The sequence below is a fragment of the Limnospira sp. genome (assembly GCF_051859755.1).
In the GTDB taxonomy this organism is placed as follows: domain Bacteria; phylum Cyanobacteriota; class Cyanobacteriia; order Cyanobacteriales; family Microcoleaceae; genus Limnospira; species Limnospira fusiformis.
Genome location: NZ_JBIMLI010000092.1, coordinates 1 through 20,676, shown reverse-complemented (window position 1 = coordinate 20,676; position 20,676 = coordinate 1). Strand labels below are relative to the sequence as shown.

14 protein-coding genes, 1 tRNA gene and 2 pseudogenes are annotated in these 20,676 nt (G+C 45.9%); 14 read left to right on the top strand and 3 right to left on the bottom strand.

What is annotated here, in order from left to right:
- Positions 1-128: pseudogene (locus ACTIE0_RS15740) on the bottom strand (photosystem II q(b) protein); the annotation flags it as partial.
- A gap of 143 nt (positions 129-271) precedes the next feature.
- Here ACTIE0_RS15740 and cofG point away from each other — a divergent pair.
- Both cofG and ACTIE0_RS15730 read left to right on the top strand, forming a co-directional pair.
- Entirely contained in the window at positions 272-1,252 is a 981-nt protein-coding gene (gene cofG, locus ACTIE0_RS15735; RefSeq protein WP_439516932.1) for a 7,8-didemethyl-8-hydroxy-5-deazariboflavin synthase subunit CofG, read from the top strand.
- 22 nt (positions 1,253-1,274) lie between these two features.
- Positions 1,275-1,345 (top strand) — tRNA-Cys (locus ACTIE0_RS15730).
- A 132-nt stretch (positions 1,346-1,477) separates the two neighbouring features.
- Here ACTIE0_RS15730 and ACTIE0_RS15725 read toward each other — a convergent pair.
- The gene (locus ACTIE0_RS15725) at positions 1,478-3,202 is read right to left on the bottom strand and encodes a CHAP domain-containing protein (RefSeq protein ID WP_439516931.1); all 1,725 of its coding nucleotides are present in this window, start codon (positions 3,200-3,202) and stop codon (positions 1,478-1,480) included.
- A 239-nt stretch (positions 3,203-3,441) separates the two neighbouring features.
- On the opposite strand from ACTIE0_RS15725, the gene ACTIE0_RS15720 reads away from it, so the two are divergent.
- From ACTIE0_RS15720 to ACTIE0_RS15685, 8 genes and pseudogenes are all read left to right on the top strand, one after another.
- Positions 3,442-7,686, top strand: coding sequence for an NACHT and WD40 repeat domain-containing protein (locus ACTIE0_RS15720; protein ID WP_439516930.1), 4,245 nt, complete (start codon positions 3,442-3,444; stop codon positions 7,684-7,686).
- A gap of 252 nt (positions 7,687-7,938) precedes the next feature.
- A complete protein-coding gene (gene bioU, locus ACTIE0_RS15715; protein WP_006670726.1) occupies positions 7,939-8,958 on the top strand; it encodes a (S)-8-amino-7-oxononanoate synthase BioU in 1,020 nt (339 codons plus the stop codon).
- Positions 8,959-9,726: 768 nt separating this feature from the next.
- Positions 9,727-11,235, top strand: a complete 1,509-nt coding sequence (locus ACTIE0_RS15710; protein ID WP_006670725.1) for a reverse transcriptase N-terminal domain-containing protein — start codon at positions 9,727-9,729, stop codon at positions 11,233-11,235.
- Between the two features lie 233 nt (positions 11,236-11,468).
- A pseudogene (ssb, locus tag ACTIE0_RS15705) lies at positions 11,469-11,750 on the top strand (single-stranded DNA-binding protein); the annotation flags it as partial.
- 97 nt (positions 11,751-11,847) lie between these two features.
- Positions 11,848-12,384 carry a hypothetical protein gene (locus ACTIE0_RS15700; protein ID WP_006623341.1) on the top strand — a complete coding sequence of 179 codons (537 nt, stop codon included), beginning with the start codon at positions 11,848-11,850 and terminating at the stop codon, positions 12,382-12,384.
- 285 nt (positions 12,385-12,669) lie between these two features.
- Positions 12,670-13,617, top strand: a complete 948-nt coding sequence (locus ACTIE0_RS15695) for a response regulator (protein ID WP_006623342.1) — start codon at positions 12,670-12,672, stop codon at positions 13,615-13,617.
- A gap of 3 nt (positions 13,618-13,620) precedes the next feature.
- Positions 13,621-14,331 (top strand): bifunctional demethylmenaquinone methyltransferase/2-methoxy-6-polyprenyl-1,4-benzoquinol methylase UbiE, encoded by a 711-nt coding sequence (gene ubiE, locus ACTIE0_RS15690; RefSeq protein WP_006623343.1) that lies wholly within the window; start codon positions 13,621-13,623, stop codon positions 14,329-14,331.
- A 111-nt stretch (positions 14,332-14,442) separates the two neighbouring features.
- Positions 14,443-15,675 (top strand): DUF445 domain-containing protein, encoded by a 1,233-nt coding sequence (locus ACTIE0_RS15685; RefSeq protein ID WP_006623344.1) that lies wholly within the window; start codon positions 14,443-14,445, stop codon positions 15,673-15,675.
- Here ACTIE0_RS15685 and ACTIE0_RS15680 read toward each other — a convergent pair.
- On the bottom strand, positions 15,672-16,904 hold the full coding sequence (locus tag ACTIE0_RS15680) for a NupC/NupG family nucleoside CNT transporter (RefSeq protein WP_006623345.1): 1,233 nt from the start codon (positions 16,902-16,904) through the stop codon (positions 15,672-15,674). The two genes, ACTIE0_RS15685 and ACTIE0_RS15680, sit on opposite strands and share 4 nt — an antisense overlap.
- Positions 16,905-17,040: 136 nt before the next feature.
- On the opposite strand from ACTIE0_RS15680, the gene der reads away from it, so the two are divergent.
- From der to ACTIE0_RS15660, 4 genes are all read left to right on the top strand, one after another.
- The gene (gene der / locus ACTIE0_RS15675) at positions 17,041-18,402 is read left to right on the top strand and encodes a ribosome biogenesis GTPase Der (protein WP_006670724.1); all 1,362 of its coding nucleotides are present in this window, start codon (positions 17,041-17,043) and stop codon (positions 18,400-18,402) included.
- Between the two features lie 61 nt (positions 18,403-18,463).
- Positions 18,464-19,426: an energy-coupling factor transporter transmembrane component T family protein gene (locus ACTIE0_RS15670; protein ID WP_006623347.1), complete on the top strand. Its 963-nt coding sequence runs from the start codon at positions 18,464-18,466 to the stop codon at positions 19,424-19,426.
- Positions 19,427-19,614: 188 nt separating this feature from the next.
- On the top strand, positions 19,615-19,884 hold the full coding sequence (gene pipX, locus ACTIE0_RS15665; protein ID WP_006623348.1) for a transcriptional coactivator PipX: 270 nt from the start codon (positions 19,615-19,617) through the stop codon (positions 19,882-19,884).
- Between the two features lie 25 nt (positions 19,885-19,909).
- Positions 19,910-20,581 carry a YggS family pyridoxal phosphate-dependent enzyme gene (locus ACTIE0_RS15660; protein ID WP_006623349.1) on the top strand — a complete coding sequence of 224 codons (672 nt, stop codon included), beginning with the start codon at positions 19,910-19,912 and terminating at the stop codon, positions 20,579-20,581.
- Positions 20,582-20,676: the final 95 nt, after the last annotated feature.

The following is a 20,676-nucleotide window of genomic DNA, read 5'->3' as shown; positions in this document are numbered from 1 at the left end:
GTTAGTAGGGTAGGGATCATCAGAACACCGAACCAGCCTACATAAAGGCGGTTGTTGGTGGATGTTACCCAGCTACAAAAGCGTTCCCAAGCGTTGGCGCTCTCGCGCTGCTGAATGGTAGTAGTCATGTTGGATATGATTGCTATATTGAGTTTTCGAGGTACTTATCCGGCAGTTGTTTTTCTACCGTGTCTATAATATGACACACTCCGTTAAGGTTTGTAAAGGGGTTTAACAAAGTATTTAGTTATATTTAGGATAAGCAAAACTAATGTTTAGTCAGATGTCTAGGTTGGTTTCCTATTCTCCGGCTTATACGATAGTTCCGACCTATGAGTGTTTTAACCGCTGTAGTTACTGTAATTTCCGCAAGGAACCGGGAGATAGTCCTTGGTTAACTATGGCGGAGATGAAACAGGAACTGGCGGGACTATGTGAACAGGGAGTAGTGGAGATTTTGATTCTGAGTGGGGAAGTACACCCGAACAGTCCCCGGCGAGAGGCTTGGTACGATCGCATTTATGAGTTGTGCGATGAAGCCCTAAATTGGGGATTTTTGCCACACACTAATGCGGGTCCGCTGAAATTTGAGGAAATGGCTAGATTAAAACAGGTTAATGTGTCGATGGGGTTAATGCTGGAACAAATGACTCGGGAGCTTTTACAAACGGTTCATCGCCACGCGCCTAGTAAAGTTCCTAGTATTAGGTTACAGCAGCTTGATTGGGCTGGGGAACTCAAAATTCCGTTTACGACTGGGTTACTTTTGGGAATTGGGGAAAGTCCCTCAGACTGGGGATGGACATTAGAAGCGATCGCCAAAAGTCACGATCGCTCTGGTCACATTCAAGAGGTGATTGTGCAACCCTACAGCGAAGGAAGCCGACAAGCGCAGCCAGGGTACGGATTTAATCTTAGCCAATTACCGGAAGTAGTGGCGATCGCCCGCCGTATTCTCCCGGAAGAAATCACCGTGCAAATTCCCCCCAACCTAGTCATGGAACCAGAGATATTATTAAAATGTCTGGAAGCCGGAGCCAGAGACCTAGGGGGAATCGGTCCCCAAGATGTAGTCAACCCGGACTATCCCCACATTAACCCGGAAACCCTCAGCCAAATTATCAACCGGAAAGGTTGGCAATTGCAGCGACGACTACCGATATATCCCCAATACGATAGCTGGTTATCGCCTCGATTACAGAGGAGTGTAAATTCTTGGCGAAAAAAGTTGCAGTTTCCCCAGCGGTTGTGATATATTAGTAAATCGCAGTGGTGGCGGCATAGCCAAGTGGTAAGGCAGAGGTCTGCAAAATCTCCATCCCCGGTTCAAATCCGGGTGCCGCCTTTTTTCTGGAAGGATTGCTCTAAGTGCGATCGGCGTTAACTACCTTAGCCAGGCATCCTACCTGATGACTCAAAAATCAATCAGAATCGAGTCCCTAGCCAGGGTAGATAACTCTATGGCATCACCCAGGTTTTAGTAAGTGGGATCACCAGTGATGAAAGCAGCGGAAACCCACTGATTGGTATTTTGAAGACGGAACCAGCGGTTCTCGTTTTTCCTTTCCCTTGTATCCCAATGGGTTGTGCCTACAGTTGTAGCATCAAAAGTGCGACGACTGCCATTGCTTAGAGAGCCGACGACAGAGAAGTTTGTCCCTGGTCCGCTGCGGATATTGAGAGTGGTATCTGCTGCGCCAGTGAACAGTGGATTGCCAGTGATGAAAGAAGCGGAAACCCACTGATTGGTGTTTTGAATACGGAACCAGCGGTTATCATTTCGCTGTTCGCGAGCGTCCCAATGCATTGTGCCTCGTGCCACAGCGTCAAAAGTGCGACTGTGACCAGGGCTCAGAGATCCAACTATCGAGTTGTTCGTCCCCGGTCCGCTGCGGATATTGAGCGCCCCATCTACAGTACCTCGGAATGCACTCGTTGAAGGCTGAGTAGGAAGTGGAGACGGAGTGCTAGCTAAAACGCCAGGAACACGGATATAGCGATCAGGGTTATTTGCCGTGTAGTCAACTATTCGGTGTAAAGTTCCTGCACCACCACCATCAAAATTATTCCTGTAGTGTGACTCCGAAAGAGTTACCCGCCTTACACCATTTTGCTGGTAAACCCTTTCCACAACAGCGACGTGATTTTGCCCATTCCTCGTCCACTGAGCAATATCACCTGGTTGAGGGTCGCTAACGATACGTGCGCCATTAGATAGCTGTGTATGCCACTGATTAGCATTACCCCGCATTGAGTTTAAAGCCGCAACACTACCTCCTAACTCTTTCACCCGACCATGTGCATACCAAGTACAGTTGCCTTCTGTATGACCACGACCACCAACTAAACTAGAACCAAACATCGACTGAGCAAAAATGTTACCAGTCGTGTAGAACTGAGGACGATTCCTAAAGTAGTTTGCATTTTGTTGGGTCAGTAAAGGAGTACGAGAAGATGACTGCTCTATTAGAGTAGCTTCGCCATTGATCATCACAGTGGCGGTATCATCTACTGCCATTAATGCCTCAAGTTCCCCGGCATCAAATTCCCGGCCTTGGACGAGACCGGAAAAAATCGCACCCTCATCTCCAGGTGTATCGGAGATGTTAATCTGCGAGTCGATATAATGCCCTATTTCCTCCAGCAGCACTGAGACGATCGCTTCTGGGTTATCAGCATTCTCAGCCACAAACTCACTGGCCAGATAAATATTGTTAGTTGCTGCCGCAAAAGCTCCGTTAGATCCGTTGATATCAGCAACAGAAACAACCGTAGTCGGTGGCATCTCAAAAGTACCATTAGTCAAACTATCTGCCAAATCCTGAGCCGCCTCAACATCAAAATCATCTCCAAAAGCAATGCTCATCTGAGAGAGAAACTCTGGGCTATTGGCAAATTGCTGTAATTGTTCGTAAGTATTGGCTAAGGCCATTCCCGTTAACGAATCTACCGACGGCGCGGTGTGAGAATCCGTTTCCGCCGGATTTATTTCTTGGTCAACGGATATATCCAGATCCATCACAAGACGATCGCCCTCAACTGGTACCAACGTTGGGAGAAGCACTGGCTCGACAGCCCCCGTTACTGGTAGTCCATGGGCATTGAAAGACTCTAAAATATCCCCATCACTGCGAGCGATCGCATTGGGATTTGTTCCCAGCAATCCGCTGATTTCTTTGGTATCTGTGTCCACAGAAAACATGGCTAGTTCCTCCGATCGCATTAACAATCCAATTATCGCGGTGGCAGTTGAGGCTCTGGGTTAGAAAATGATCGGGAAAAAAGTTAGTTTTTGTTAGGTAGGGTTTAGCCGCTTTGTGAGATGAAATCTCAATAAATGGGCAAAACAATGGGATTTTGGTCAAATTTTCTGGCTTGGGAGCCAGGAAACCGTCTATAATAAGTTAGTTTTTACCATGTCAAACTTGGGGAGTATCAGCCATGACTCCAGAAGAGGCCTTTGAGTTTGTTAATCAGAAATATTCATGCGATCGCCAAGGCAAACGTATTAGCGACTTGCAAAAACAAATTTTTTGTTGGTCTTGGCAGGGCAAAAAATATGACGACATCGAAATCCTGCTTAATTTTAATAAAGTTTATATCAGACAAGAAGCCGCCAAATTATGGAAAATACTAACCGATTTATTTGCTAAACCAGTAACCCGCACTAATTTTCGGTTAGTCGTGGAACAGGCCATCAAAGCCGATCGCGATCGCTGCCAATTTGCCTTTCCCCAACAGATGCGAGAATGGTTTGAAATTCTGGATTATGAATTTGATTCGCGCTACAATATTCAAGAAGTAATCGAGGGAAATCGATTTTTTGAGTGGATCATCAAAATTAAGGCCCGCCGAGGATACGATCGCATTCTCGTCCGGGGAGTAGAAGGGGAAGCAGAAATTTCCGATTTTAATGCTTTGCGTCAGTCTGTGGAAAACCAACGCACCAACGAGGGATGGTTAGTCGCTGTCCGTCGAGTCAGTAAAGCCGCCAGAAATGCAGCCCAAAAAAGCCCAAATAAAAACTTATTTTGCTACACATTCGACGAACTTATCGACCAAGAAGCAGACTTTAGTGGCTATTGTCAATGGCTAGAGCAGGAAATTCAACGGCGAGGTATCCACCATAAATATGTACCTCTCGCCTGCATAAAAGAGGAAGTTGACCCCTCTACCAAGCATAAATTAGGAGTCAGCCACTACGACGAAGACGATGGCTGGATCGATGGTTATGTTAATAGGTGGATTGACGATACCGCCAAAAAACATCTATCGATTTTGGGTGAGTTTGGCACAGGCAAAACCTGGTTTATTTTTCATTATGCCGGGCAACAATTAAACCGCTACTTAAAAGCCAAAAATAAAGGAGTGGAACGCCCGCGATTGCCCATAGTTATTCTCTTGCGAGATTATGCCAGTGCCATTAATATGGAATCGCTGTTTTCTGAGTTCTTTTTCCGGCAACATGAAATCCCCTTGCGAGGGGGTTATTCTGCCTTTGAATGGCTCAACCGCCAGGGCAAATTGTTGGTCATGTTTGATGGCTTTGACGAGATGGCTGCCAAAATTGACCGACAGCGGATGATTAATAACTTTTGGGAATTGGCTCAAACTGTAGTCTCTGGTTCTAAAGTTATTTTGACTTGTCGGACGGAGCATTTTCCTGAAGCCAAAGAAGGACGTGCTTTGCTGAATGCAGAACTACAGGCTTCCGTGGCAGCATTAACCGGAGAACCGCCACAGTTTGAAGTTCTGGAATTAAAAAAATTTAGTAACCAGCAAATTCGTCAGGCTCTCTCCTTTGAAGCCTCACCCGCCACGGTGAAAAAAGTCATGAATAATCCCCAACTTGTGGATTTGGCTCGCCGTCCGGTCATGAGTCAGTTAATACTGAAAGCCTTGCCGGATATCGAAGCGGGAAAAGCGATCGATTTAGCCAGAATTTATCTCTATGCAGTTACCCGCAAAATGCAGCATGATATACAGAAAAAGCGCACATTTACTTCTCTGGCAGATAAACTTTATTTTCTGTGCGAACTCTCCTGGGAGATGCTATCTAAGAATCGAATGAGTTTGAATTATCGGGAGTTTCCCGATCGCATTCGTCGCTTGTTTGAGTCGCAAGTGCAACAACAAAAGGATTTAGATCACTGGCATTATGATATGATGGGTCAGACGATGTTAATTCGCAATGAAGATGGGGATTATAGTCCGGCTCACCGTTCCTTATTAGAGTTTTTTGTCGCTTATAAGTTTGCTGCTGAATTGGGGATATTGGCTCCCGATTTCGTCGAGGTGGCACAGCCACAGTCCCATGTAAATCCACAGAAAACCGCTCAAAACTACACTTGGTCTAATTATTTTCGCCGCGAAGTTGATGTTAACGGAGAAGTGATTTTGATTTCGCCTCTCAATATGTTTTCTACGGAGTCTTTGGCACATTTGCGAACTACCTTTGGGGAAATGCCTCTGGCGAAAGCAGTGCTAGATTTATTATTGCCGATGCTGCGTCCGGTGACCAACACTGATGAGGAAAACTTACAGGATATTTGCGATCGCTTGCGGGAAGTAGTGAAGGCGACACGGCGAAAAACCCTAGAAAAAGTCGGCTATGTTGGCGGGAATGCAATCACCCTGCTTTTGAAAACTGACAAGGCTGCTTTGGAGGGTTGCGATCTCAGTCATGCCGTGATTTTGGGCGCTGATTTTAGGGGTGCTAGTTTGCAGGATGTAAGTTTAGTAAAAGCCACTTTAACTAACTGTCTTTTTATGGAATCTATGAATACAGTTAGAGCATTAGCTTTTACTCCTGATGGTAAACTTTTATCCACAGGTGATGAATCTGGTCAAATTCATATTTGGCGAGTTGCCGATGGCTCAAAAATTGCCACATTGACAGGGCATCGCCTCAGCATCAAAACCCTAAAATTTAATGAGGATGGGCAAATTCTTGTCAGTGCTAGTTATGATAAAATCGTCAAGTTTTGGAATCTGGCAAACCATGAATGTTTCAAAAGCGTACTGATAGAGCCTGATTTTTTATGTGATGCTCCTTTAATGCCCAAGATGAAAATATTTTTGAGTCCTAATCTCAAAATATTGGCGAGTGGTAGTGTAGATGGTACAGTACAGTTATGGGATATTAATAATGGTAAATGTTTGGCGTGTCTCCCAGGACACACCAGTTGGATTAATCGAATAGTTTTCAGTCCAGATAGTCAAATTTTGGCAACCACAAGCAAAGACACAAATATCAAACTTTGGGATGTGGCTAATGCTAAATGCCTGAAAACTTTACCAGACCATGAAGAAGAAGTATGGGGTGTTGCTTTCAGTTATGATGGTCAAGTCTTAGCTAGTGGGAGTGCTGACGGAACCATTAAACTTTGGCAAATTGCTGATATAAATAATACTTCTCTGGCTGCTAGTATCTCCGCACACGATAGCGATCTCAGAGGATTAGCTTTTAGTCCCAATGGCAAAATACTGGCTAGTGGAAGTGGCGATCTCACGACGAAACTGTGGGACGTGAGCGATATTCATCATCCCCAACTCCTCAATACTTTACAAGAACATACTTCTTGGATAGAGGAACTGGCTTTTACACCAGATGGTAAAATATTAGCTATGTGTGCTGCTGATAAAAAGGTGAGTTTGTGGAATGTGGAAAACATTAATAATATCAAGCTCAACAGCATTTTAGGAGGCTGGTGTAATTGGATACGTTCAGTCGTTTTTAGTCCAGATGGTAAGACATTAGCCAGTGGTAGCGATGATTACTATGTCAGGAGTTGGGATACAGAAACAGGGGAGATTTTAGCCAATTTACGGGGACATAAAGAACGAGTACAATCAGTGGCTTTTAGTCCAGATGGTCAAACGATCGCTAGTGCTAGTCGAGATTTTACCGTCAGGTGTTGGAGTGTTGAGCATCATAAATGTTTAAGTACATTGAGGGCACACACAAACCAGTTATATGCGGTTGCTTTTAGTTACGATCATCAATTGTTAGTCAGTGCCGGGAATGACCGAACTATTAAGTTATGGGATGTGAATCCGACCCCCAAGTTAATCAAGGAAATTAACCCTTATCCTTGCAAAATATTTACAGTTGCCTTTAGTCCTGATAGTCAAAAAATCGCGGTGGGTGGGAGTGATAATATTCTGCAAGTGTGGGACATTGATTTCCAAAAACCTCCCCTAAAATTTGTCGGACATCAGGGAGAGATAATCTCAGTTAATTTCAGCCCTAATGGTCAAATATTGGCTACCAGTAGTAATGATAATACGGTGCGTTTATGGGATGTGACGACCCAAGAATGTCTGGCAATTTTTCCATGTCAACAAGTTTGGACTTACCTGATTTCATTTAGTCCAGACGGTCAACTATTGGCGAGTGGAGGAGAAAACAATACGGTGCGTTTGTGGGATGTGACGACCCATGAATGTTATGCTACTTTTAACGGACATCAAAGTTGGGTGCTGGCAGTAGCTTTTAGCCCCGATGGTCAAACCTTGGCCAGTAGCAGTGCGGACGAGACAATTAAACTTTGGAATGTCCCAACGCGAGAATGTCTCAAAACTTTGAGAGTACCCAGACTTTACGAAAGGGCGAATATCTGCGGGGTAAAAGGTTTGAGCAATGCCCAAAAAGCAAGTATGAAAGTATTGGGGGCGATCGATTAACTGACGTTAATTGTTGTCTATTGGGTTGGGTTCCCACGGTGAGGGGTCAGAGTTTGATGGGGCGGTGTTGTCCAGGATACTAGGACTTTGTGCGCTTCTAGCTAGGACGAGGTGGAGCATGGTATAGCACACCTGGGTAAGGATTAAGGTATGTTAACTCAAATTACCCTAAAATTAATGATTGCCGGAACAGCATTAAGATCAACATTTCCGGCTTGACCATTATAAATTGTCGAATTGACAGCATATTTTATGACGAATCATCAGCCAAATACTGACTTAACCAATAACCCCATACCTGTGGGAGTCCTAGGGTTTGGTGGTTTAGGACAAGCGGCGGCTAGGGTATTAACCCCTAAACAAGAAATGTGCTGGGTCGCAGCAGCAGATCAAAAGGGCTATATCTATTCCCCGGAAGGACTAGATCCAGACCTGTGCATCAGGACATATCGCGATCGCGGTTCTGTGGCAGACATAGAACCCGGCGGAACCCACAGCACCCAGAGTATTATTGACTTAATTAACCATGCTCCCCTAGTAAAGGGTTACTTTTTGGCGCTGCCTAATTTACCAAATACCTTTATGGCTTCCGTAGCCCAAGCCTTTATTAACTCCGGTTGGCAGGGAGTTCTAGTAGATGCCCTCAAGCGTACCAGCGCGGTGGAACAACTCCTAGAACTTCAGGAGGAGTTAAAAGCGGCTGGCATCACCTATATGACCGGTTGTGGGGCGACTCCGGGTTTACTCACGGCGGCGGCGGCGATCGCTGCCCAAAGTTATGCAGAAATTCACAGCGTTAACATCACCTTTGGGGTAGGTATAGCGAACTGGGAAGCCTACAGAGCTACTATCAGGGAAGATATTGCCCACCTTCCTGGTTATAACGTAGAAACAGCTAGGGCGATGACAGATGCGGAAGTAGAAGCCCTATTAGATAAAACTAATGGTTTGCTGAAACTGGAAAACATGGAACACGCCGACGATATTATGTTGGAATTGGCGGGTATTTGTTCTCGCGATCGCGTTACTGTTGGTGGAATTGTCGATACCCGTAACCCCAAAAAACCCCTGAGTACCAATGTACAAGTCACTGGTCGCACCTTCGAGGGGAAAATCTCCACCCACACCTTTACTCTGGGTGATGAAACTAGCATGGCTGCCAATGTCTGCGGTCCAGCTTTTGGCTATTTAAAAGCCGGGGTCAAATTGCACCAAAGGGGCATTTATGGACTGTTCACCGCCGCCGAAGTTATGCCACAGTTTGTCCGTTAGGCTGGCACAGCCACAGCCGAGCAAATGCCTACAACTTGCTGCTTCACGGTTTGATAGAATGGGAGCGAGGCTGCTGCCTATAAATCACTAACCGGAGATATTGAATGAGTCTAAATGTTGTTACCCTGGTAGGACGAGCCGGAACTGATCCGGATGTCAAATATTTTGGTGCGACCCGTTAGATGGAAAAGTTGCCCAGTTGGGTAGCGTGCCATCTGCGTAGACTAGGACAAGCGGTCACAGGTCTATGATAACTGGGTGTTTGGGTAGGTGAGGGTTTCACCAATTCCTACCGTCGTGATGCAGACGAAGCGACACCCCCACTGGGGAGACTGACTATCAATCTGGTGAAGCGGGGTGTAACGGAGGTAATCGCCAACCCATGGCGAAATCCCTTCTAGCTGAGATGAGTATGAGTAAGGTTAACTGAATCCACGTCTGAACCGTCGTTATTGATGACAGCCTAAATGGGTTATGGGCTGCGCCAAAAGGCAAGGATAAGGGCTGGGCAACTCGAAATTTGACCCGGAGCATCCCCTAAGAAACCCGGCGGATAGTGGAACTCTAACCTCATCGCAAAGCAGACACTCGGAACGGGGTAATCCGGCGTGCATCTCTCGGACAGGTCGATAACCGAGTAGGCAGTCAAGCCGCATGATGGCGCTGGAAAAGATTGACTCAGAAGCAAAGGCCTTTAGGAAACTAGAGGATAAGCCCACGGAGTCACGGTTACTTGGAGATGGATAATCAAGTCAGAGTTAATAAGCTATGAACACGGTAAAACCGATGTATGGATGGGAGACAATCAACTGGAAAAAAGTTGAATACCATGTCTTCAAGCTCCAAAAGAGAATCTATCGAGCCTCGGAACGTGGCGATGTCAAGGCGGTTCGTCGGTTGCAAAGGTTGTTGACAAATGCCATGGATGCCAAAATCCTGGCGGTGCGAGAACTTATCCAGGACAATGGTACGGAAAAGAGGGCGGGAGTTGATGGGGTAAACAGACTCAGGAATCAGGAGAAGCTAGATTTGGCTAACTGCCTGAAACTGGGAAAGAAAACTCAAACCCGCCGCCAGGTCTCGATACCTGAACCAGGAAAGGAGGAAAAGCCCGCCTTTGGTATCCTAATGATGATGGAAAAAGCCAAACAAGGGCTGGTTAAGCTGGCACTTGAACCGGAATGGGAGGCAAAGTTTGACCGGAATTCCTACGGGTTCCGCCCTGGAAGGTCTGCTCAAGATGCGATCGCAGCAATTTTCAATGGCATTAAGGAAGATCATAAATATGTCCTAGATGCACATATTGAGAAATGCTGTGAGGGAATTTACCATCAGAAACTACTAGCCAAACTAAATACCTACCCTAGACTTAGGCGACCAATTAAAGCCTGGTTGAAATCTGGGGTAATGGACGGAAAGGAATTGTTCCCGACGGAGACTGATACACCCCAAGGGGGATTGATGCCACTATTGGCAAATATCGCCCTTGACGGCTTGGAAAGTCTCCTAGAGGATACATTCAAGGGTGGAGTAGCAAACTGTCAGAATGGAAAAGCCACAGTGGTCAGATATGCCGATGATTTGGTGGTATTGGACGAAGAACTTGCGGTGATTCTGACAGCACAAGAAACTATAGAAGCCTGGTTGGGAGAAATGGGGTTAAAACTCAAAGACAGTAACACCCGCATTACTCACACTTTTACAGAACATAATGGGAATCTAGGCTGGGACTTTCTGGGGTACAATATCCGACAATATCCCACAAGCAAAAAGCGATCGCTCGCGACGGGAAACACGGAGCAGAAAATAGGCTGTCAAACTATCATCAAACCCAGTAAAGAGGCAATAAAACGCCACCTACAGAAAATAGATGAGATCATCGGAAGTCACAAAAACTCAAGTCAAGAACAACTGATCAATGCACTAAACCCAATCATTAGAGGGTGGTCGTCATATTACTCGACTGTGAGTAGTAAGGAAACCTTTGGTAAGATTGACAGTATTTTGTTCCACAAACTGAGAGGATGGGCTTTCTTTAGAAGGAATCGAAATCAGAATAACACGGATGTAATATCGAGTTACTGGGGAGTCAACCAAGGCATCGGATGGAAATTTATCACACCAGATCACAAATACTGTCTGGAAAAACATAGCCAAACCATGCTCAAACAGCACGTCAAAGTCAAAGGGGAAAAAAGCCCGTTTGATGGAGATTACGTTTATTGGAGTGAGCGGCTATTGAACTATCCCGGTGCGACCAATGCTATCGAAGTTTGACAGTAGATAATGTGATGGCAACTGATCACATTGATGGTAATTGAGCCAATAACACACTGTCGAACTGAGAAGGATAATACACGGACACTGCCATGATATCACAGACGCTAGAGGTATCTATTGATGACTGAGTAACTGAGGAGCCGTGTGAAGGGAAACTTTCACGCACGGTTCTGGAGCAGAGGTAGGAAAGGTGACTTTCTTATCGACTGTAATAGTCAGGAGCAGTAAAATGTCGATTACCGTTAGCTGTTGATCGTCGTAGTCGCAATAGCGATAAACCAGACTGGTTTAATTTAGACATTTGGGATAAGACGGCTGAAGTTGCTGCCAACTATGTCCGTAAGGGCAGTTTGATTGGAGTCAAGGGAAGATTAAGGATTGAGACATGGACTGACCGCAATACGGGTGTACCACGTTCGACTCCGGTGATTGTGGTTGATCAACTTGAACTACTAGGATCTCGTCAGGATAATCAGGCATCTGGTGTTCCTGAGAATTATGATGAGTTCTAGGGGTATGCTCTGGTAGTCGGGTTGATAACATAGTTAAAATCCGACTGCTAGGGGATACCACCCTTGATGTGTTGCACTATGAAAGTTCATTTTTGTTGTGAGTTCACCAGAATTAGATCAGATTTTGCATGAGTACAGATCTGGACAAATAGCCTTTGAACAGGGTCGATACCGCCAATCGGTGGTACATTTGGAAACAGCCAGAGATGCAGTGGAGGCTAACTCTGGCTTGGGTGGCGAGGTCCAGATTTGGCTGGTAACAGCCTATGAAGCCCTAGGGGAAAGACAAAAGGCGATCGCTCTTTGCAAAACCCTCAAATTTCATCCCAGCCTACAAACCAGGAAACAGTCGCGCCGGTTGCTAGAAATTTTGGAAGCACCCAAACTCTATAAGGGTTCGGAAGGGTTAATCGAAATTCCCGATCTGAGTAACTTAGGAGAAAACGCAGATAAATTTCCTGTAGCATCATCAAGCCGAGAAACTTCTGGGAAAGCAGCCCCAGTCAAATCTAAATCACCAGACCCAGAGGTTGATCTAACTCAGGTGAATACGAAGGATAATCAATTTTTGTGGGTGGCTCTGATTTTCCTGGGGTTGATAATGACTAGCTTACTCTTGCATAACATCGGGTAATTTTCGGCAGGAGCCAGAAATTACTGATCATCAATGCAGGTAAAGGATTAGACCTAGGTTAAGGGGGTTATGACACCTAACAGGTGAACGCCAGCCGGTTGCTCTGTCGTCTATCTTTAAGGACATGACGGAGGCAAACATTACCCGATCTGGGAGATGGCTTAAATGCCAGATTACCAAAATTACGTTTTTGTGGTTGACACCAAGGGGCAACCGTTAAAGCAGCTAAAGCGATAATAGTCTAAATCCCCTAATGCACGGAATCACTCGTAGTGTAACAATAGTATGGAAACGGAAACTCCAGACCTAGAAAGCATTAAGCGCCAGTTAATGAGTATTAGACGACCTAAAAAACCAAAGATGCTGGTGGTAGACGATGAACCAGATAATTTGGATTTGCTATATCGTACCTTTCGGAGAGACTTTAGCGTTTTTAAAGCGGAAAGCGGGGTCCGCGCCCTAGAAATTCTCTCTCAGGAAGGGGAGGTAGCAGTGATCATATCTGATCAACGGATGCCAGAAATGAAAGGGACTGAATTTCTCAGTAAAACTGTACCCCAGTTCCCTAACACGGTGCGGATTATTCTCACGGGTTTTACGGATATTGAAGACTTGGTGGACGCGATTAATTCCGGCCAAGTTTATAAATACATTACTAAACCTTGGGACCCGAATGAGTTAAAAACGGTGGTTCAACGAGCGGCGGAAACCTATGAACTGCTGAAACTGCGGACAGAGCAACTATGCCGAGCCAACAGCCAAATCCAACTCTTGAGCGATATTATGGGAATGGCACTCAAGGCGACGGAGATAGAGGAAACTCTACAGGCGATCGCTAAGGCTATTGGAGAACAGATAGAAGCTGATGGGGTGATTCTGCAAGTGGTTTCCTCAGATAGTTTGGCTCCCACAGTCGGAGCCTATGGTATCGTGGAGGATGCGAAGGGTTGGCTGGCTGATGATCCGATTGTCAGTGAAGCGATCGCTACTAAAATCGCCCAGGGAGAAATAAATATCCCCAATAACTCAGATCTAGCGGAAAGCGATCGCTATAAAAGCGCCAATATCCAAGCTCACCTGTGTACCCCCATTATCGATCGCAATCAAGTGGTCGCAGTGTTCTCCCTGCAATGGCAAAAACCCTGTCAACTGTCCCCAGATGACCTGTATACGGTTAAGTTGGTGGCTCAGGAAATGGCTCTAGTTTTATCTCGCTTACACCAATCAACTTAAAATATGAAGCTAGATAGAACCGAAGAACATATCCAAGACCTGTTTAACCGTATTGCTCCGGTCTATGACCAGATGAACGACTGGCTGAGTTTTGGGAGTCATCGCATTTGGAAACAAATGGCGGTTAACTGGAGTGGCGCTCGTCCCGGTCATATAGGGTTAGATCTATGTTGCGGGACTGGTGACTTAACCAGACTTTTGGCTATCAAAGTCGGTAGCTCAGGAAAAGTTGTTGGGGTGGATTTTTCCCGTCAACTGCTGGCTATTGCTGGCGATCGCCAACCACCCTTTACCCTATCCCCGGCTCCCATTACCTGGGTAGAAGCAGATGTACTGGATCTTCCCTTCCCGGATCATTACTTTGACTGTGCTACCATGGGTTATGGTTTGCGTAATGTGGTAGACATTCCCCGCAGCCTGAAAGAACTCCATCGCGTCCTGAAACCCGGTGGGACGGCGGCGATTTTAGATTTTCACCGTCCCGAAAATGCCTTTAAAACCTTTCAACAATGGTATCTCGATCGCATTGTTGTTCCAGTAGCTAATACTTTCGGACTAGAGGCTGAGTACGCCTACCTTAACCCTAGCCTAGAAAAATTCCCCACGGGTCCCCAACAGGTCGCCCTAGCAGAGGCAGCGAATTTTAGTCGGGCTACTCACTATGCGATCGCAGGGGGTATGATGGGAGTATTGGTTCTCGAATCAGGGGGTTGATGAGCTGAAACATCCCGATCCCAACAACCACCCTAATTCACAAAGGCGAATATACAAGGCAATTCGTCAGTTGTCCTAGTTACCTGGGATTTGCAGAAATGTTGTGGCATAATGGTCAATTTATCTCAAGTATCGATTTTTATCGTTCCCCCAATTTTGGGGGGAATTATCGGCTACTTTACCAACGACCTAGCCATCAAAATGCTATTCCGTCCCTATAAAGCCAAAAAGGTCGGAAAAATTCAACTTCCCTTTACTCCCGGTTTAATTCCCCGCAACCAAGAAAGGCTGGCGAAAAGGGTTTCTGATACTATTATGCAGTCCCTGCTGACACCAGAGGAACTCCAGAAAGTTGCGCGCCGCCTATTAAAAACCGAACGCATTGAAGCGACGATTTTATGGTTATTACAACTGGCGCTGGCTCAGGTAAAAGCTGATACAGAACAGAAAACCGCAAAAATTTTGGCAGGTATTCTGAGGGACTTTTTGGGGGAATCTTTACCTAGGATATTGCGGGTTATGGCGCGGCGGGAAGATTTTTTAGAGCCGCAGCTAAATCAGATTTTTGATCAAGTGATGTTGGAGTTCCAACTAAGTGACCAACAGGCTCAAAAACTTTCGGAATGGCTATTAGACCGAGTAATTCCCCCAGAAATTATCCGACTGACTTTAATTGATTTTCTGACCGATCGCAATATTTCGATTATTGACGAAGGCTTCCGGGAACAAAGCACGGGAACCTATTGGGTAGTGGCTAATATTTTCGGTCTCCGCACGACTTTAACCCGGTTAAGAACTTTTTGTCTGGATGAAAAAGAAGAAACTAATCACCGACTGGAAAAACTGTTAACTTCTCTGGGTGTTAGGGAGCGACTAAAGGAGTGGTTGCAGAATCTTTCGATGCAAAATTTGCCGCTGTCTACGGTGCGACAATTACGCAAAACTTTCCGGGATACTGTGCGAGAATATGTCCAAGAACAGGGTATAGATTTAATTCAGGAGTTGACTAAATCTATTGATTGGGAAAGGGTTTCCGCCTTAATTTTAAAGCGGCTGCAAACTTCCCCAGTGGTTAATAATTCCCTAGGATTAGTTAGTCAAGAGTTGGCGCTGGTTTTGGAACGCTACCTAGAAGAAGACTTAGAGAAATTGGTGGCTAAGGCGATTCCGATTTTGAATCTTGATGGAGTGATTATAGAACGGGTAATGGCTACTTCTCCACAACAGTTAGAAGTAGCAGTTAATGGAATTGTGAAAAGTGAATTACAAGGAATAGTTAATCTGGGGGGTATTTTGGGGGTAATAGTTGGCTCACTACAAACGGTGATTTTGCTATTGCGTTAAAGTAACATACCCGCCACACAAGCGGTCATAAAACAAGCGAGAGAACCAGCAATCATGGCTCGGACTCCTAATTGGGCTAGGTCTGCTTGTCTTTCTGGTGCGATCGCGGAAATGCCACCGATTTGAATGGCGATCGAGCCAATATTAGCAAATCCACAAAGGGCGTATGTAGCAATTAAAATCCCCCGGGGAGTAATGGTGGGTTCAGTAGTACCTACAACATTGGCATTTTCCATGAGTTGTTTCAGGTCTAAATAAGCGATAAATTCATTAAGAATAATCTTCTTACCCAGTAACACGCCGACGGTGGCGCAGTCTGACCAAGGTACACCCATTAACCAAGCGACGGGAGCAAAGATAAAAGAAAATAGCCATTCCAAGGAAAGTTGAGGTAATCCTATCCCGGCTCCTAACCATCCTAACACGCCGTTAACTAGGGCTAATAATCCTAAAAAAGCAATCAGCATGGCGGCGACATTTAGGGCTAATTTCATGCCTTCAGTGGCTCCGGTGGCGGCGGCATCAATGGCATTAGCAGAAGTGGGTTTTACTTCGATTTTTACCTTTCCGGCGGTGGGGGAAGGCTCGGTTTCAGGATAGAATATTTTAGAAATAGCTAAACTAGCAGGGGCGGACATTACGGAAGCGGCAATTAAATGTTCTGCGGGAACACCAAAGGAAATATAAGCGGCTAACACTCCCCCGGCGACGGTGGCAAATCCCCCGGTCATCATGGCATGGATTTCCGATCGCGTCATGGTGGCAATATAGGGTTTAACTAATAAGGGAGCCTCGGTTTGTCCGACGAAAATATTGGCGGAACAGGAGAGGGTTTCTGAACCGGAAGTCTTGAGGGTTTTCATCATTAACCATGCTACCCATTCGACTACTTTCTGTAAGATGCCATAGTGATATAAGATGGTGATGAATGAGGAAAAAAAGACAATGGTCGGCAAGACCTTAAAGGCGATGAAATGCTGCTCAAAATCGTCTCCAAATACAAATTGGGCTCCCGCATCGGAAAAGTTGAGAAACTGGGTGACAGCAGCGCCTAGGGCTTGGAAAATGGCGAATCCTATGGCGGTTTTCAGAATCACAATGGCAAATAAAATTTGCAGGGCAATGCCCCAGAAAACGGTAGGCCAGCGAATCTGCTGACGATCGCCGGAAAATAAATAGGCGAGGACTACAAATACTACAAGTCCTAATGCGGAAATTGCCCGTTCCATTTGCTGTTGTTAAGTTAGGGTGAGGTTGAGTTGAGCGATCGCTGGTCACAGGTCGCTGGTCACAGGTAGCGACGGTGACGGAGTATGTAACAATAGAGGGTTAGCACTATCAACGCCTGGATAAGGCGAAAGTTCCATGTCTCGACCCATAGTTGCCATTATCGGCCGCCCTAATGTCGGTAAGTCTACACTGGTAAACCGTCTTACACAAACCCAAGATGCGATCGTTCATGATCAACCGGGGATGACCCGCGATCGCACCTATCGTTCCGCCTATTGGCAGGATCGAGAGTTTACCGTAGTCGATACGGGAGGGTTAGTCTTTGATGATGATACCGAGTTTTTGCCACTAATTAGAGAACAGGCCTTGATGGCTTTGGCAGAAGCGACAGCGGCTATTTTGGTGGTGGATGGACAAACAGGACCGACGGGAGGGGATGAGGCGATCGCTAGTTGGCTACGACAACAAAAGGTTCCGATCCTCTTAGCAGTTAATAAATGTGAATCTCCTACCCAGGGACTGACTCAGGCGGCGCAATTCTGGGAATTGGGTTTGGGAAACCCTTTTCCGATTTCTAGCATTCATGGTAGCGGTACGGGGGAACTGCTGGATGCTTTGATTGAAAATTTACCAGCTTCCACAGACAATGAGGACAGCGAAGAATTGCGAGTGGCAATTGTGGGCCGTCCGAATGTGGGTAAGTCTAGCCTATTAAATACTTTTCTGGGTCAGGAAAGGGCGATCGTCAGTCCAATTTCCGGCACTACCCGTGATGCGATCGATACCATCGTAGAACATAATGGCAATACCTATCGGCTAGTAGATACGGCGGGGATACGCCGGAAAAAGCACGTTGAGTATGGGGCGGAGTTTTTTGGGATTAACCGGGCTTTTAAGGCGATCCGACGGGCTGATGTGGTGTTGTTTGTCATTGATGCTGTGGAAGGAGTCACAGACCAAGATCAAAAATTGGCGGGTCGTATTTCTGATGACGGGCGCGCCTGTGTGATTGTGGTAAATAAATGGGATGCGGTGGAAAAGGATAGTTACACGATCCTAGAGTATGAAAAAGTAATGCGATCGCGATTGTATTTTCTCGATTGGGCAGATATGATTTTTGTCAGCGCTATGACCGGACAGCGGGTTGAGAAAATTTTTAAATTGGTGGACAAAGCCGCCGAAGAAAATCGCCGCCGAGTCTCTACATCGGTAATTAATGAAGTCATCGAAGAAGCAGTCCGTTGGCATTCTCCCCCCACCAGTCGCCAAGGACGACAGGGTAAAATCTACTATGGAACTCAAGTTACCTCCAGTCCGCCCACAATTGTCTTGTTTGTGAATGACCCAAAACGGTTTGGGGATAATTATCGGCGCTACATGGAAAGCCAGTTCCGTCAACAATTGGGATTTGCTGGGACTCCCATTAGACTATTATGGCGGGGTAAAGCTATGCGGGAAGTAGAGAGAAATTCCTCTAACCGGGCGACTAAGGTTTGATTACTGACCAGTTGCGCCCAGTTGGCATTGATCCCCCCAACTATAGTTAATTGTTGAGAAAATGGACCTACTGCGATCGCTACCTATCGGTTTATACTTAGAACAACCGATTACTTGGCTTCATCGCCTTGATTCCCGGATTAAGCTAGTCTGGTTGATGAGCTTTCTCATTGCACCGATCCTCTCTAATGCCCTTTGGCGGTTGGGGTTGGTGGTGCTATTGATGGTGATTACCCTAGTGGCAGCAATTCCGTTCCGGGTGTGGAAGCGACAAATGGGCTGGCTATTAACTTTCTGTAGCTTATTGTTGATAGTAAGTGCTATCCTACCTGATGGGTTGAGTGTTAGCCATCAACCTCGCCTCCCCAGAGATGAGATAGCCTTGGAAATGCAAAGTCTTGGGAGAGTGGGAGGACTGGGAGAAAATGCCACAACGGCCGCTGATTCGGTGACTGAGACTGAGGGTTTACCTCAACCAACAGCCTATAGTTATATTCTGCTGGCAGCGGGTCCGTTAACTATTACCCGCTATTCCCTGGATCTGGGTGTTCGGATTAGTACCTTGCTGTTTACCCTGGTTTACAGCACTAATCTATATCTACTGACTACGGCTTCTGAGGAAATTGCTGTGGGGATCGAAAGCCTGATGAAACCATTGCGACGGCTGAAAATTCCGGTAACAGAAATAGCCCTCACCCTCACTCTGTCCCTGCGTTTCTTTCCCCTGGTACTTGAGGAAATTCAGAACCTATATAGATCTGTGCGTACTAGGGCGATCGACTGGAAAAAACTGGGCTGGCGAAGGGCGACTCAAATTTGGCTTTTGGTGGCAGAACGACTCCTAGAAAATTTATTATTGAGAGCAGAACAAATTGCTAATGCCATGAAAGTCCGAGGCTTTACCAGTCCTAACCAACATCGAGTTGAGTGGCATCAACTTCAAATTAATTGGTGGGATTGGGTCGCCCTATTAGCCTTAACTATATTTTGGGGTATGCGTTTGGTTTGGGGCTGGGAATCTTAAGACCAACACTCTTTCCCCGCTTCCCGGTGCGAGGCGCTATGACTTGAAAAGTGCGCCTGAGAGTGTCAAGATAAATCGGCTGATTATTTGATTCTGGGATATATCTCTGATAGACGGGCTCGAATAGCAGAGTAACACCAGGTAATTGCCTTTTTTCTAAGTTAGTGCTTGCTGATGCGTGAGGCGGAATGACAACAGAAACTTACATGAACCATCCCAACTTTGGCTTACTTTTTAAAGTTTGCCCAGTTGAAGATAATCAGGAATTATTTACTACCCTTTACGCCCAACGCCTATTTTTCTTGGTGACTCAATCACCGGCTGGCTTGAAGTTTGAACCGATAAGCCGCTCCGATGCCAAGATGTTAGTGGAAATTCGTTTGCGAATGTTGCGACGCACTGGCCAAATGGAGCCTTATAAAAAACTGCAAATAATTCATCAGCAGACCTTTCTATAGCTTGACTAACCCACTATGACTGACTATGACTGATTCGATCGCTGAAAGAATTGCCCAAATTCGGGCTGCTATTCCCCCAGAGGTGCGACTGGTCGCTGTGACCAAAACGGTTTCGGTGGAGGCTATACGCTTGGCTTATGAAGCCGGAGTGAGGGATTTTGGCGAAAATCGTGTTCAGGAAGCAGAGGCGAAACAACTTCAATTGCAAGATCTCAGGGATATTACTTGGCACTTGATTGGTCATCTACAAAGCAATAAGGCGGCGACGGCGATCGCTCATTTTGATTGGCTCCACTCGGTTGATAGTTGGAAATTAGCCCAAAGACTCGATCGCCTGGCTAGAGAACAGTCTCGCTGTCCCCGGATCTGCCTACAGGTGAAAATCCTCCCAGATCCTAACAAATATGGTTGGACAGTCCCGGAGTTACTGGCTGATTTACCCCAGCTTAATGCCTGTGAGTCCCTAAATATTCAAGGTCTAATGACAATTCCCCCCCAAGGCTTGACCGAAACCCAAACGCGATCGGTTTTTGAAAAAACCCGTCAGTTAGCGGCTGAAATTGGGGCGCAAAACTGGTCTAATATCAAAATGGCAGAATTATCTATGGGTATGTCAGGGGACTATTTACTAGCCGTAGAAGCAGGGGCTACTATGATTAGACCGGGACAAATTATATTCGGCCCAAGGAATATCTAAAGCGATCGGGTCGGAGCCAGAATTTAATCCAAGATTTGCTTTACATCTTAGGACAATAAGGTACAATACCCAAAAAGATTCGCAACTCAATAATG

Coding starts and splice junctions, on each gene's coding strand:
- ACTIE0_RS15660 (WP_006623349.1), top strand. CDS start 19,910: ATGACTGATTCGATCGCTGAAAGAATTGCCCAAATTCGGGCTGCTATT.
- ACTIE0_RS15695 (WP_006623342.1), top strand. CDS start 12,670: ATGGAAACGGAAACTCCAGACCTAGAAAGCATTAAGCGCCAGTTAATG.
- ACTIE0_RS15725 (WP_439516931.1), bottom strand. CDS start 3,202: ATGTTTTCTGTGGACACAGATACCAAAGAAATCAGCGGATTGCTGGGA.
- ACTIE0_RS15720 (WP_439516930.1), top strand. CDS start 3,442: ATGACTCCAGAAGAGGCCTTTGAGTTTGTTAATCAGAAATATTCATGC.
- ACTIE0_RS15710 (WP_006670725.1), top strand. CDS start 9,727: ATGAACACGGTAAAACCGATGTATGGATGGGAGACAATCAACTGGAAA.
- bioU (WP_006670726.1), top strand. CDS start 7,939: ATGACGAATCATCAGCCAAATACTGACTTAACCAATAACCCCATACCT.
- ACTIE0_RS15685 (WP_006623344.1), top strand. CDS start 14,443: ATGGTCAATTTATCTCAAGTATCGATTTTTATCGTTCCCCCAATTTTG.
- pipX (WP_006623348.1), top strand. CDS start 19,615: ATGACAACAGAAACTTACATGAACCATCCCAACTTTGGCTTACTTTTT.
- der (WP_006670724.1), top strand. CDS start 17,041: ATGTCTCGACCCATAGTTGCCATTATCGGCCGCCCTAATGTCGGTAAG.
- ACTIE0_RS15670 (WP_006623347.1), top strand. CDS start 18,464: ATGGACCTACTGCGATCGCTACCTATCGGTTTATACTTAGAACAACCG.
- ACTIE0_RS15680 (WP_006623345.1), bottom strand. CDS start 16,904: ATGGAACGGGCAATTTCCGCATTAGGACTTGTAGTATTTGTAGTCCTC.
- ubiE (WP_006623343.1), top strand. CDS start 13,621: ATGAAGCTAGATAGAACCGAAGAACATATCCAAGACCTGTTTAACCGT.
- cofG (WP_439516932.1), top strand. CDS start 272: ATGTTTAGTCAGATGTCTAGGTTGGTTTCCTATTCTCCGGCTTATACG.